The organism is Phocaeicola barnesiae DSM 18169 = JCM 13652 (assembly GCF_000374585.1).
GTDB lineage: Bacteria > Bacteroidota > Bacteroidia > Bacteroidales > Bacteroidaceae > Phocaeicola > Phocaeicola barnesiae.
Genome location: NZ_KB894643.1, coordinates 519,252 through 533,085 on the forward strand (window position 1 = coordinate 519,252; position 13,834 = coordinate 533,085).

10 protein-coding genes and 1 rRNA gene are annotated in these 13,834 nt (G+C 46.4%); all 11 read right to left on the reverse strand.

From position 1 onward, the window contains the following. Nucleotides 1–163 precede the first annotated feature (163 nt). On the reverse strand, nucleotides 164–2,626 hold the full coding sequence (locus C510_RS0102130; protein WP_026320071.1) for a TonB-dependent receptor: 2,463 nt from the start codon (nucleotides 2,624–2,626) through the stop codon (nucleotides 164–166). A gap of 187 nt (nucleotides 2,627–2,813) precedes the next feature. After that, nucleotides 2,814–4,046, reverse strand: coding sequence for an anaerobic sulfatase-maturation protein (locus C510_RS0102135; protein WP_018709694.1), 1,233 nt, complete (start codon nucleotides 4,044–4,046; stop codon nucleotides 2,814–2,816). Between the two features lie 194 nt (nucleotides 4,047–4,240). Continuing rightward, nucleotides 4,241–4,831: a helix-turn-helix transcriptional regulator gene (locus C510_RS0102140; RefSeq protein ID WP_018709695.1), complete on the reverse strand. Its 591-nt coding sequence runs from the start codon at nucleotides 4,829–4,831 to the stop codon at nucleotides 4,241–4,243. Between the two features lie 32 nt (nucleotides 4,832–4,863). Continuing rightward, the gene (locus C510_RS0102145; RefSeq protein WP_018709696.1) at nucleotides 4,864–6,516 is read right to left on the reverse strand and encodes an NAD(P)/FAD-dependent oxidoreductase; all 1,653 of its coding nucleotides are present in this window, start codon (nucleotides 6,514–6,516) and stop codon (nucleotides 4,864–4,866) included. A gap of 40 nt (nucleotides 6,517–6,556) precedes the next feature. Continuing rightward, nucleotides 6,557–7,930: a DNA repair protein RadA gene (gene radA, locus C510_RS0102150; protein WP_025892084.1), complete on the reverse strand. Its 1,374-nt coding sequence runs from the start codon at nucleotides 7,928–7,930 to the stop codon at nucleotides 6,557–6,559. Between the two features lie 174 nt (nucleotides 7,931–8,104). Then, a complete protein-coding gene (locus C510_RS0102155) occupies nucleotides 8,105–9,196 on the reverse strand; it encodes a FimB/Mfa2 family fimbrial subunit (protein WP_154651928.1) in 1,092 nt (363 codons plus the stop codon). 124 nt (nucleotides 9,197–9,320) lie between these two features. Further along, nucleotides 9,321–11,039, reverse strand: a complete 1,719-nt coding sequence (locus tag C510_RS0102160) for an Mfa1 family fimbria major subunit (protein WP_025892083.1) — start codon at nucleotides 11,037–11,039, stop codon at nucleotides 9,321–9,323. Between the two features lie 137 nt (nucleotides 11,040–11,176). Further along, nucleotides 11,177–11,644 carry a DUF3575 domain-containing protein gene (locus C510_RS0102165; protein WP_018709700.1) on the reverse strand — a complete coding sequence of 156 codons (468 nt, stop codon included), beginning with the start codon at nucleotides 11,642–11,644 and terminating at the stop codon, nucleotides 11,177–11,179. Between the two features lie 501 nt (nucleotides 11,645–12,145). After that, complete coding sequence (locus tag C510_RS0102170; RefSeq protein ID WP_018709701.1) at nucleotides 12,146–12,589, reverse strand: low molecular weight phosphatase family protein; 444 nt, start codon at nucleotides 12,587–12,589, stop codon at nucleotides 12,146–12,148. Between the two features lie 233 nt (nucleotides 12,590–12,822). After that, nucleotides 12,823–13,476, reverse strand: coding sequence for a MarC family protein (locus C510_RS0102175; protein ID WP_025892082.1), 654 nt, complete (start codon nucleotides 13,474–13,476; stop codon nucleotides 12,823–12,825). Nucleotides 13,477–13,598: 122 nt separating this feature from the next. After that, nucleotides 13,599–13,707: ribosomal RNA gene (gene rrf / locus C510_RS0102180) — 5S ribosomal RNA — on the reverse strand. Nucleotides 13,708–13,834: the final 127 nt, after the last annotated feature.

Below are 13,834 nucleotides of genomic sequence, written 5' to 3' on the forward strand. Positions count from 1 at the left end.
GTTTGTTTTTGTCCGTTTATCCGTTCGTTTTGAATGAAACGTCCGTTCGTTTTTGCATAGCCACCTTGTATCGTTCCAAAGGCCATCAAAAAACTCCATTTCCGTCACCCGTCAAGGATGGCAGAAATGGAGTCCGTATGAAATGAATGCGAGAATGCAGCTATCAGAACCGGCAACGAAGGTCGATACCGATTTGAAGCGGACGGCCGTATTGTGCGAAGCCGCGGTTCATGGTCTGGAAGTAGAAGGCTTCATACTTCTTATCCAATGCATTGTTTATCCAGAGCGCTACCTGACCGTTTCCCTTGTTGAAGTCGATGCGGCCGTTCAGCGTACCGTATAGAGCCTGGCTGGCATCGTTCTTTTCCGTCCAATAGATTCGTCCGGCCGCCTTGTAGTTGGCATTTACCGTGATGTTATCGAGGAAGGCTTCTGATTTCAAGGCAAAGATGTATTGTCCGCCTACCGTGAAGGTATGTTTCGGGACAAACGGTACATAATTCCCGTTGTAGTTCTCCGCATCGCTCAAGACATAATCCGTAAAGGTGGCATACGTATAACCATAGTTTCCGTTCAGGCTGAACGCATCGGTTATCTGGGTACGGAAAGCAGCTTCGGCACCGAGGCTCCGGCTTTTTCCGGCATTGACCGTGATGCGTCCCAATCCGCTGTTTACGAAACGTGAAATCTGCTGGTTGTGGGTGTCCATGTAGAAGGCCGCCACATCCAGTTGCAAGCGGTTATCGAACAAGGTCAGGTGAGAACCGATTTCGTAGTTCCAGGAATATTCCGGCTTGTAAAGCGTAGTGGCCTTTACATCGGTAGCGGTTTCGGTCGACATCTGTTGGAGGATTCCTACAATCTTGTCTTTGGTATCCTGCGGAATCATCGGAACATTGTTGACAACCGGGATAGTCGCGTTGGCCACATCCTTCATGATACTGGTCTGCATATCCTTTTGCAGGACATCCGAGAACATCTGGATGTTATATCCTCCCGAGCGGTATCCTTTGGATACGGTAGCATAGATGTTGTTCTGGGTATCGAAGTTATATTGCAGGGAGAACTTCGGAAGCAATTGCAGGTAGTCATGGCTGATTTCGCCGGTATATTCCTTGCTGGCCTGGTAATCGGCTTTCGGAACCATATCGACGGTGATGTTCATCGGAGTCAAGACACCGCTCAATCCGTAGGTATGGACAAAATCATATCCGGTATTGTATTTCAGCTTCAATTTCTCGTAATCCAGACGCAGACCGGCGGTGAACGATAACCCTTCCAGACCGAACAGGTCATTGAACGTAGACTGGTGGAAGATGGCTCCGTTCAGAATCGGAGTATCGAAATCGCCGCCTATGTAGAGTTCGTCTCCCTGAATCTCGTCACTGAAGGTCATGGTCATGTTCATGGCTCCCTGAGAGATGGTGGGCATGTATTGGTTACCGTAAGTATTGATGGTAGAATTCAACCAGGCAATACCGTCTTTACGGAAAGTAACCGGCCCTTTGGTGTGGAGCGCCTGATAGAATCCGCTTACTCCCGTTGTCCATTGCCAACGCTTACCCGGTTTCGACTTCAGAACCAGCTCCTCGCTGATGGTTTTGGCATTCTGCTTCTGCATCATGGTGTAAAGGTCCTGCGAAGTGAAATCCTGATCCAAATCCATCTGGTCATACAGGTACTGGAATCCGGTGACGCTGCTCAGGATGAAATTGTCTGCCTGGTGCTCGAAGTTCAAGCCGGCATTCAGCAGGTTACGCTTGTAACCGCATTCGTTGTTATAATCGATTTTACCCAGGTAATCGGCACGGTCTTCCGTCTTTCCATCGGTACGGCCTACATAAGTATACGGGTATCCGCCCTGGTTGGTATATTCATAATTGAGCGTAAAGTCCAGTTTACTGTTTTCGGTAGGCAGGTAGATAGCCCGGATACGTCCGCCGAATTCATCGTCCACATCGATTCTTTTGCCATTGAACTGGTTCTTGAAGAATCCGCCCTTGTGCTCATAGAAAGCTCCGGCAGAAAAGGCAAACTGGGAAGAGATGCGGTGATAATGCGTGACGGAAGCCTTGTAGTTATTGTAGGTAGCCGCTCCCAGACGCAAGTCCGTACCTTGGTAGCTGAAGGGGGATTTGGTAAAGATACGGATGAGACCTCCCATGGTATTACGTCCGTAGAGTGTCCCTTGAGGCCCACGCATCACGTCTATCCGTTCGATGTCCGAGTAGTTGAAATCGAAGGCAGACTTATCGATAAACGGAATGTTATCGACGTACAGCCCGACTGCCGGGGTATTGATGCGCGAACCGATACCCCGCACATACATGGAAGTAGTCAGTTTGGAACCATAATCCGGAATGAACAGGTTGGGTACCAGTCCGGAAAGCGATTTGACCGAAGTGACCGAGTTCTTTCTCAGGTCGTTCTGCGAAAAAGAGGTAGCCGATACGGCCTGTTGGCGCAAACGGTTGTTCTCTTTCGGAGTAGCGATGACCACTACCTCTTCGATGTCAATGACTTTGGTTGTATCTTTCGGAATCACATGTTCTGTATCAGCCGGAGAAGCAGCTGCGACGGTTGCGGCAACGGCTACCAGCGGAGTCAATACTGTACGTCTTTTCATCATTTTTTCTTTCAAGAATGTGTTTAAGTAATTCGGGTGCAAAGAAAAGGCAAAGCAGAAAAACGTACAATCCTAATTTATGAGGATTCTTGTGGAATTAAAAAAACGGTATGCAATAACCCTTTCCACCTTTCGAGAAGAAACGATGATTACATACCGTACTTTGGTGACTTATAAAGATTGATTATCAGATAGTTCCTTTACGAATGGCTTCCATGACATTGGCAGGCGGTCGCTGGGCCAGGAATTCCCGTTTCATGAAATCCATGTAAGGAGCCACATGGTCAAAGAACTGGTAGTAACCCTGACACAGATAATTGAGGCCAGGCTCTCCATCGGGTGTCGTACAGAAACGATTCTTGGGACATTCGCCGTTGCAGGCAAAACGATAGGTACATTCCTTGCATTGACGGGGCAATTTGTCTTGTTTATCCTGACCGAATTGCAATTGCCGGTCGCTATACATCATTTCTATCAGGGTGTTGGAGTAGATATTGCCCAACTTGTATTGTGGAAAGACAAAATGGTCGCAAGAATAAACATCGCCGTTGAATTCGATTACCCCCGCATGCCCACAGGTCTTGGCAAGGGTACAGATACCCGGTTGTTCGCCTACCCAGTTGGCCAATGTAGCGTCGAACAACTGGATATAGAATTCTCCGACATCGTTTCTTACCCACTCATCGAAGATGGTGCACAAGAAATTCCCCCATTGCTGAGGAGTGACGGAAAAGTCGGCCAAGGGCTCGGAACTGTTCCGCTCGTCGACAGAAGCCAGGTGCCGCCCGTCGGAATGCTGATGCAAACGCTCTACAATCGGAGTGAACTGGATGTATCTACAATCCAGTTGCTTGAAGAAATGATAAAAATCCAACGGATAATCGGCATTGAAATCATTGACTACCGCCATGGCATTCCACTCTACCCGATGTTTTTTCAACAGATTGATACCTTGCATCACTTTGACAAACGAAGGTTTGCCCTGTTTGTTCTTTCGGTATTCATCGTGAAACTCCTGAGGGCCGTCGATGGAAATGCCGACCAGCCAATGGTTGTCATGAAAGAATCGGCACCAATCATCGGTCAATAAAGTACCGTTAGTCTGGATGCAGTTATCGATGGTGCGCCCATGGGCATACTTACGTTGCAATTCCATTACCCGTTGATAGAAGGACAAGGGACGCATCAGCGTTTCACCTCCGTGCCACGTAAAGAGTACCTGCGGCATGGTTTGTGATTCGATGTATTCTTTGATGAATTTCTCGAGCAGAGCATCGCTCATGATGTGTTTCGGGTTCTCCTGATACAGATTACTCTTCTCCAGATAATAACAATATTTGCAAGCCAGGTTGCAAAGGGCTCCCACCGGTTTCGCCATCAGGTAAAGCGGTCGGGAAAAAGGGGTGATAGTTGCAGGCATCCTATTTTTGTCTTTGAACAGGTGATAATTACAATATCCCGATTCAGCATCAGTATCTAAACGGGTTTGCAATATTCGGCATTTTTATTGACATCTGCAAGGAAATGGCGGGAAAGCGTCCCGCGGTTGGGAAAACCGGTCTTCTCCGGGGTGTCGAAGCATAGCCTTCACACAAGGGGAAACCTACAGCACTCCTAAATCCGGTCGGCCTCTACATAGCCGTGCATGACGGCGTAGATGGCAAGCCCCGATACCGATTTGATACCTAGTTTTTCCGTAATGTTTTTACGGTGAGAAATAACGGTAGTCAGGCTGATATTGAGCTTGTCCGCTATTTCCTTGTTGATGAATCCTTTGGTAATGAGAATCAGGACTTCTATCTCACGGGGAGACAAATCATGCTCCTGCTGGGGCATGGGGGAAGTCGTCACCGGATGATGGGTCATCTCGTGTCCGTAGTTCCGTAGCTGCATGATGGACTTCACCAGTTTTTCTTGCGGCAGGCAGAAATTCAGCGTCGGAACGCCGCTCAAGGAAGGTTGTTCACCGGCGGCCAGTACAATGGTTTTCGGACGACGTTGCAGGAAGAAATTGCTATGTTCGAAATAGATTTGTGTCGAAACGAAATAATGGGCATACATGTCCGGTGTATCATCTATCAAGGCTTCGAAAGATGAAAATACGCGTATCACGGTTGCTGGAAGCAGTTCTTCCAGAATCAGACGCAACCCCAAAGCGGTCAGGGTATTGTTTTCTAGAATCGCTATCTCGGACATCATATACATCAATGGTTTGAGAAGTATATAACAAATTTCGGCTAGTTTTTGTTCAAATAGCCGGCAACCGCATCGGCACAACGTTCTCCGTCGATACCGGCCGAAACAATTCCTCCGGCATAACCGGCTCCTTCACCGCAAGGGAACAGGCCCTCTACCGTAACATGTTGCAAGGTTTCGTTGTCACGCACAATGCGTACCGGTGAAGAGGTACGGGTTTCCGTGGCAATCATAACGGCATCGTTGGTCAGGAAACCGTGTGAACTTTTCCCGAAGAGTTGAAAACCTTTACTGAGACGTTCGCTGATGAACTTCGGTAACCAGAAATGCAAGGGCGATGAAACCAGTCCCGGGCTATAAGACGAGTCGGGAAGGTCGTAACTCAGTTTCTTGCGGGTGAAATCCACCATCCGTTGGGCCGGAGCCGTCTGCCGCATGTTTCCCTGTTGCCAACAGATTTGTTCCAGCCGTTCCTGGAATTGCATCATGGCCAAGGTATGGATTTCGTTTTCACCGGTGCAGGCGGTACGGCGAATCAGTTCCTCGGTAGCCGCTTCGGCCGAATCGGGAAATACTTCGCACGCCTGTAATTGCAGGTCGGGATTCAATAAATCTTCCGGGCGGATTTCGACAACCATGCCCGAATTACTCCATTTGGTACCCCGGTTGCTGGGACTCATGCCGTTTACAACCAACTGATGCGGGCCGCTGGCTGCCGGAACAACGAATCCGCCGGGACACATACAGAAGCTATATACGCCACGACCTTCTACCTGCTGTACGAAGCTATACTCGGCGGCAGGCAGGTATTTACCCCGGCCGTTCTTATTGTGGTATTGAATCTGGTCAATCAGGTGAGACGAATGTTCCAGACGGACACCTACGGCCAGTCCTTTGGATTCCAGTTGCACTCCGTTGGCAAACAACCAGCGGTATACATCGCGGGCTGAATGTCCAGTAGCCAGGATAACCGGTCCATGGAATGTCTCGCCGGTATTGGTCTCGATACCGATTACCTTGTTCTTCTCGATAATCAACGCGTCCATGCGGGTCTTGAAACGCACCTCGCCTCCACATTGCAGAATGGTATTCCGCATGTTCTCGATGACTTTAGGAAGTTTGTCGGTACCGATATGCGGGTGTGCGTCTATCAGGATTGAGGTACTGGCCCCGTGCTGACAAAATACATTCAGAATCTTGTCTACGTTACCCCGTTTCTTGCTACGGGTATAAAGTTTTCCGTCGGAATAAGCTCCTGCACCTCCTTCGCCGAAACTATAATTCGATTCCGAATCTACTTTGTGTTCGCGGCTGATGCGGGCCAAGTCTTCCTTTCGCTCACGCACGTTCTTTCCCCGTTCGATGACAATGGGGCGTAATCCCAACTCAATGAGTCGTAGGGCGGCGAACAATCCTCCTGGACCTGCTCCAACGACAATCACGGCCGGCTTTCCTTCTACATTCGGATAGTCGGTCTTGACATATCTGTCTTCTGTCGGAAGTTCGTTGACGAAGACTTGAAGCTTGACATTGACAAAAATGGTCCGTTGACGGGCATCGATGCTCCGTTTCAATACACGGATGGCATAGATAGTACGGATGTCGAGTCCTTTTTCTTGACTGATGTAGCGCTTGAGCGCCTGTTCGCTGGCTGCCTGTTCGGGCAGAATCCGGAGTTGGTATTCGTGAATCATAAATTATGGAATTTCGGGGGACAAAGTTAGTGAATTTCTTTCAGCCGAACAACTGGCGGAAGGCTTCTTCTACTTTCCGGACCGGAACCAGTTCAATCCGGATTTTCTTCCGGTCGAGCCCCTGCAGATTGTGCTTGGGAATCAGCATCCGGGTAAATCCCAGTTTCTCGGCCTCGCTGATGCGTTGTTCGATGCGGTTGACGGGACGTATCTCGCCACTCAGACCCACTTCTCCCGCCATGCAGACACCGGTTTCTATTTCCGTATCCATGTTGCTGGACAAGATGGCACTGATGACAGCCAGGTCGATGGCCGGGTCGTTCACCTTCAGTCCTCCGGCAATGTTCAGGAAAACATCTTTCTGAGCCAGCTTGAATCCGACGCGCTTCTCAAGGACGGCCAGCAGCATGTTCATGCGTCGCAGGTCGAAACCGGTGGCCGAGCGTTGCGGCATACCATAGGCAGCTGTGCTGACCAGTGCCTGTACTTCTATCAGGAACGGACGGATACCTTCTACGGCTCCGGCAATGGCAATACCGCTCATACCTTCATGGTCTTGGGTGAGCAACAGCTCGGAAGGGTTACTTACCTGGCGGAGTCCGTCTTGCCGCATTTCGTAAATTCCCAGTTCGGCCGTGCTTCCGAAACGGTTCTTGATGCTACGCAGAATACGGTACATGTAATGCTGGTCGCCTTCAAACTGAAGGACGGTATCGACGATGTGTTCCAGCACTTTCGGCCCGGCAATGCTTCCTTCCTTATTGATGTGTCCGATAAGAATGACGGGGGTACCCGTTTCTTTGGCAAATTTCAGGATAGCTGCCGAACATTCGCGCACCTGCACGATGCTGCCCGGAGACGAATCGATGTTCTCGGTAGAGATGGTCTGGATGGAGTCGATGATGACCAGGTCCGGAACCGTATTCTTGATATTCGTGAAAATCTGTTCGAGCGAAGTCTCGCACGCAATCAGCACGTTACTTTCTTCCGGATGGGGGATACGGTCGGCACGTAGCTTCAGCTGCCGGGCACTTTCCTCCCCCGAGATATACAAAACTTTCTTATCGGTCAACCGGAGAACCGTCTGTAAAATAAGGGTCGATTTTCCGATTCCCGGTTCACCTCCTATCAGTGTCAAAGAACCTTGTACAAGTCCGCCTCCCAAAACGCGGTTCAGTTCATCGTCCTGCATATTCATCCGCTGCTCGTCCGACGAAACGATTTCTTTCAGGTATTGCGGTTTCGAACGGACAGACTCGATGCCGTGTGCCACATGTTTGGCCATCGGAGCTTCTTTGCGTACCACTTCTTCTACGAAGGTATTCCATTGTCCGCACGAAGGACATTTCCCTGACCATTTCGGGGATTCCTGTCCGCAATTGGTGCAGATATATATCGTCTTTTCTTTTGCCATATTGATGGAGTTTTTGATGACTACAAAGATAAAGAAGAAGTTCTTAAAATGAAGAAACCATCCGAATTTTGTTTCCCAGCATCCGAAATGCATTCCTACCTTCAAAAGATGTCAATTTAAAGTTGTTGCGGGTAACTGGGAATGTCCACTCCATGAGGCTTATCCCAATCTTCATTACAAATCAATCTGCTGAATTCGAACACTCCAGCTTAAAGCACCGACCGTAACTTCAACATATTCCCAAGTGGAACCGTTCAGAAAAAAAGTCAGGTGATAATCAGAGCAGCGGTCCAAAAATTCCTGCGGAGAATACCTAGATGACAAGACATGGGTACTCAAACGAGTCAGCATATCAGGTAAATTAATCTGAACCTGCTCCTTACCGGTAGCCTTGTCCCTGACCGAGAAAACAGCATCATCCCCTCCATGCTGATGATAACAAATACGGGAGGTCATAAAATCAGCATGTGCCATCAATCCTTCACCTGCCGCTTCGGAAGAACGGGTATCCACGGACGGCCTATCGTCCGAATTCCAAGTCTGGTAAGGCACATAGGCAACGGTTTCCTGCTCATTCCACGTATTGTCCCATAGTAAATGGGTATTCCTATCTTGAATCTTCATGTCATAATCAGCAATATCTATAGGTACGGTCTCGTCCAACTGCCGCAATGTCACATTCAAATGTTTCGTATTGCGTATCAACGAAATCGTATCGTAAGTGGCATGTGTACTGTATACCTGTATATCATTCAACTCAATGCCATGCCACAAGGTATCCAGCGGCAAACCTGCGTTAGGAACCTGAAGACCTTCGGAAGTAGCCTGACTATTCAGTTGGACTTCCAGATTCTGCATAGGATCACCGATGTTCATTTCACTCCGGATAAATTTCGCCTGCTGGCCAGACAACATTTCATCGTAAGAACGCTGACCTGCCAAAACGACCAACTTATACGCCCCCGGTTTCAGTTCAAGATGCATCGCATATTGCGGTAACTTGAGCGGTTCATGCCCCGGTGTATTCGATTCTTCTTGCTGAAGCACCAACCGGTTGTTTTCATCGAAGACGTAGACGGTGACAGATCCTACCTGCGCATGGAAGAAATCAGTCTGTTCCAAATTGTAGTCATACTTGAATGAAAGATACAATCCACTGGGACAATCCTCCCAATCCGTATCCATCAAGGAACACGAAGTCATCCAAATACCGGTCAGCAGCATTCCACATAGCTGTATTATAGCTTTAAAAGTTAGTTTCATCATATATTGTTCCTTTAGTAGTGATATCGAGTAATCGTTCCCGACCCTTTGGTATACAAAGGCGAAGAGGAATTTCCGCTACAGATGCGTACCGGAGATTCCTCTCACCCGTGGAATGCCAACTTATTTATTTATATTGCAAATCAATCGACTGTGTACGTACAGCCCAAGACATGACTTTGATACCAACAGAAATGTACTGTTCGTCAGTATCATCCCAGTTTGTATTACCAGATACCAACGGTACAACAGGAGCACCGATAAGTTTCACCGAATTGACGGTCAACTGATACCAGTTGTTCCGCAAGATACCGTAGCGGCCCAGATGTTCATTTTCGGTATATCCAGTCGAGGGATTCGGTGTCTGAGTATCAGTGAAATGTCTGATTTTGATGGCATAATAAGCGGCTCCATTCGTATATTTGTAGAGCGTACCCAATTGCGTATTCAGTTTTTCCAAATCACCGGAAGTAAATGTCAATGCTGTATTGTATTTACCGCTATCCGATGAAGACAACGTAATACCTGTCACTTGGCTCACCCCATTCATATCTGGAGCAGACAGGGTCAGACTGGCAACATCTCCTTCACCGAAGGTCTTACCGACATTCAGGCTCTGTTTGATTTTGGCGTTCAAGGTAGGCTCCGAAACCAAAGCACGGGCTACAAGATTCTCCAACGAATGTGTAGCACTTAATCCTTGTTCATACAACACCGTCTTATCATCATTCAACAGGTAAAAATCCTGTCCTCCATTAAATACAGCCTTTACGACCGCACGGGTAGTAGACTGGAGGGTCTGGTTAGCGGTATTGAATGTATTTTCCAAACAGTAATTCGAAGTACTCATACCATTGGATAAAGCAGGTGTAGTACCTTCTACAGTACTTAACCCCGTATCCGATGAGCCGGCTACATACGTAGAATAATTCGGGTCAGTTGCCCAATAAGTACGGTATAAGCCAGTGTTTACCGGTTGTGCACCTAAGAAACGGTAATCGGAACTGTTTGTATATCCCCACCAAGTATTATCTACCTGACGTACTAAATATGCACGCTTATTCGTATTGTCGAGCATCCATCCGCTAAGTGTATACGGAAGCGGATGATTCGTATCCGACAGGGTTCCTGATACCTGACCGTTCATCGTAACCTTGGCAACAGCCTTTTCCACAAATACCTGTGCCGATGAATGGATGGCTGCATCTTCCTTCGTCGGATAAATGGAAGAAGCATCAATCTTTGTCAAAGTCTGTACAGTTCCGCTCGGTACAGAACCGTTCGTGGCAAACAAAGGAGCGTTCGTCATCAGAAATCCATTAGCGGTCACCTGATTATCGACCAGTTTCAGCGAAAAATCCTTAAAAGTTCCACTGAAAGCCTCTTGTCCAAACATCACATCGTTACCGTTCAATGTAAACTGACCGTTTCTATTCAGAACCACCAATGCATAAACATCATTGTTCTCAGTATCCAGTTTATTAATCTTCTGGATAATCTGCGCCGTAGAAGACAACGCATCTGCTGCCGGTGTCTGTACATTCATGTTTAAAGCCAATTCATAAGCACCTATAAACGTAGCATCGGCTTCTGTCTCGTTACTGTTACCGGCCGCAAACAAGAGCAATGTAGCATCTTTCACAGCCCATTCGCTGACATCACCGTCATCAAAAGCTTCCGAACGGCTGGCTACCTGCGAAGGTAAATTGACAGAAAGATTTATATACCCAACCTTATTCGTTTCCCAATCCGTATGTTCTCCATTATCCGGTTCAATTACGTCTTTAGAACATGCACCAAGCATCAATCCCATCAGTAAGATGGAACACCATTTATTTGTCTTCATTGTTAATTAAAAAATTGTATTGGATTATTTAGTTTAAGTCTATAGTTCTGATTCATTGACCGAATCTGTTTCCACATATCGGTAATAGCATCGCTGTCCATCAGTTGACAGCACTTCTGAAAATAGTTTAGTATACCTTAAAACAGATATTGTATATTCAAAGCCAGTTTTGTTGGACCTACATAGTTTAAGGAAGAAGAACGTTCCAGTTCTCCGCATTTCAAGCATTTGTACTGGTCATATTCCACGTAATTGTATCCAAATCCTATAGCCGCTTCCAGATTCCAATGCCGTGATAATTTCCATTGGTAACCTGCTGAAATTCCACCTCCCACATACCAGCCTCTATAACGATTATCCCTTAAGCCTTTCCAGATACCCAAAGGTAGTCTCTTGTTTTCCACATTAAACTCACCCCCCATGGCATGTATACCTACAAACCAACCTTTCCACCGTTGGCGCAACCAATATCGGAATTCCGGTTGCAGACACCAATGAGTTGTACTCTTCACATCCGATTTCCAGGGATTAATTCCATAAAAGAGTTGGAAGGTCTGGTTTTCTATGACCGGTATCTCTATCCCGATATTCGGGGTTCCAGTCATCCACTACAAAGCGTTTGTCTTGACGGCCAGGTTCTGTGCGACTACAGATAGCAACGAAGCCCCGACAAACAGCAAGCTTAGCATAGTACGCCTGCTACAAACATTCAAATATCCTCCCATCTTCCTAAAAATAACATCGTGACAGTTCTATTTTAATCTCATTCTCATTTTTTCATTTACAATAAGCTGTAATTCATTCCCTTTATATATACAACAAATCAAGTCATAAAAAGATTGTGAAAGATGAGATTTTTCCTGAATATTTCTTACGTCTGCCCATCAGGTCCATGATACCTGTCCCATCGGATTCCCACTGAAATCCCCTTACCCCAATAACAGGTACCAGTGACACTATAAACCAATGAGGACAGGTTCATCACCGATAGTGAATAAATCTGTCCTCATCGAATCAGTATAAATTTCCTCTTCACAAGCCAACACAGGACGACATGCCATCCTAGGAGATGCCATCATAAGATACATACCGTACATCTGTTCCGTTTAAACCGAAGACAACTTAGCTGGCAACTGACGTTCCCTGATGAAAGTGCGGAGCTGTTCAATCAGATTTCCACAGCCGTCATTCATCTTCTCGTGGTCACTTCGATAAGCGATATCAACATCGCACGAAGGCACCTGTTCATCCTTGTTACGCTTACAGATATCACCGAACAAATGAATCTTATTCCAGGAAGCATACTCGATGAAACGTGTCAATAACTCTTTCTGCCATTTTTCCATCACCACAATGATGTCCACCCCACGTGAGACAATCTCCTTCAAATTATTTTCCAGACGACGTCCGCCCGGCGAACCCAAATCAGCCATATCCGCTGTTGCAACTTCTACATCATCCAAGGATGATTCATGCAATTTCTCCCTGAACAGATGTTCGGTAGAGAATAGCTTTCCCGCTCTTCCCAAACCAACAAACAGAATTTTCATAACCACTATCAGTTAAGGTTAATAATAGGATTGATTCCGAGAAGGGTGAAAAGAAAATACCCTTATGCCCAAAGAAATGAAATTTTATTGACAAAAACAAGCATAAATCAATTTTTATTCAATTTGATTATAATATTTTATTATAAATTCAAGTATTATTACAACAAAAAACCTTTCCAGCCGTCGCAAAACCAACAAACCGGAAAGGCTATACATAATTATACACGAATCGTTTATAACAAATGTATCTGTGCATTCTCAATGATGTCTGTCAAGATAGGTTTAACACCTCCAACAAAACATTCTACAGCAATAACCATTAGAATAAGGCCCATCAGACGCATCATCACGTTATTACCCGTTTCCCCAATAATCCTAACTAATCGGGTTGATAAACGCAAGATAATGTAAGTAAGCAAATAAACTACTGCTATTACAATCACCATCGTCAGTTTTAATGTCCAATTATCCGCATCATCCATCAGAATAATACCATTGGCAATGGCTCCAGGACCGCACAACATCGGAATGGAAAGCGGAGTAATGGAAATATCATTGGCATAAGTTTTTATTTCCTCATCCTTCAGTTTGGTATTGGTATACCGTGCCTGCAGCATGTCATAACCAATCTTCAGAATAATGATACCGGCAGCAATGCGGAAACCATTGGTAGAAATTCCAAAGAATTTGAAAAGGAACTGACCACAAAAAGTGAATGCCATCAAAATGATGAATGAAATGACTGTAGCACGTTTGACAATGTTCTTCCGGTCGTCATCACTCAGGCCATTTGTCATGGTCAGGAATACGGGCATTGTACCCAACGGATTCGTCAACGTAAAAAATGAAGTAAAGCACAAGAGTGCAAAGGGTAAAATAGTATCCATATCAAACTGAATTTTGTCTGGCAAAAATAAGAAATATACCTATACGAACATTCACTGAATAACAAAAAGAAAGAGAATACACAAAAAAAGCCCCGGACCTCCTTGCGGAATCCGGGGCCTCAAGACGGCGACTACCTACTCTCCCACTTGCGCAGTACCATCGGCGTGACGAAGCTTAACTTCTCTGTTCGGAATGGGAAGAGGTGGAACCTTCGTGCTATAGTCACCTGAATACCTTTCATATATCCCTGTAACATGATTCTCAAGCAACAGATACCTTTCTGCCTGTCCTGCAAGCGCCGGACGTATATGCCACCCATCCTCCGTGATACGGGGAAAGTCGACGGGCAATTAGTAA

What these genes read in the sequence shown, in the direction of transcription:
- C510_RS0102130 (WP_026320071.1), bottom strand. Translation starts at nt 2,626, where the DNA reads ATGAAAAGACGTACAGTATTGACTCCGCTGGTAGCCGTTGCCGCAACC.
- C510_RS0102135 (WP_018709694.1), bottom strand. Translation starts at nt 4,046, where the DNA reads ATGCCTGCAACTATCACCCCTTTTTCCCGACCGCTTTACCTGATGGCG.
- C510_RS0102140 (WP_018709695.1), bottom strand. Translation starts at nt 4,831, where the DNA reads ATGTATATGATGTCCGAGATAGCGATTCTAGAAAACAATACCCTGACC.
- C510_RS0102145 (WP_018709696.1), bottom strand. Translation starts at nt 6,516, where the DNA reads ATGATTCACGAATACCAACTCCGGATTCTGCCCGAACAGGCAGCCAGC.
- radA (WP_025892084.1), bottom strand. Translation starts at nt 7,930, where the DNA reads ATGGCAAAAGAAAAGACGATATATATCTGCACCAATTGCGGACAGGAA.
- C510_RS0102155 (WP_154651928.1), bottom strand. Translation starts at nt 9,196, where the DNA reads ATGATGAAACTAACTTTTAAAGCTATAATACAGCTATGTGGAATGCTG.
- C510_RS0102160 (WP_025892083.1), bottom strand. Translation starts at nt 11,039, where the DNA reads ATGAAGACAAATAAATGGTGTTCCATCTTACTGATGGGATTGATGCTT.
- C510_RS0102165 (WP_018709700.1), bottom strand. Translation starts at nt 11,644, where the DNA reads ATGACTGGAACCCCGAATATCGGGATAGAGATACCGGTCATAGAAAAC.
- C510_RS0102170 (WP_018709701.1), bottom strand. Translation starts at nt 12,589, where the DNA reads ATGAAAATTCTGTTTGTTGGTTTGGGAAGAGCGGGAAAGCTATTCTCT.
- C510_RS0102175 (WP_025892082.1), bottom strand. Translation starts at nt 13,476, where the DNA reads ATGGATACTATTTTACCCTTTGCACTCTTGTGCTTTACTTCATTTTTT.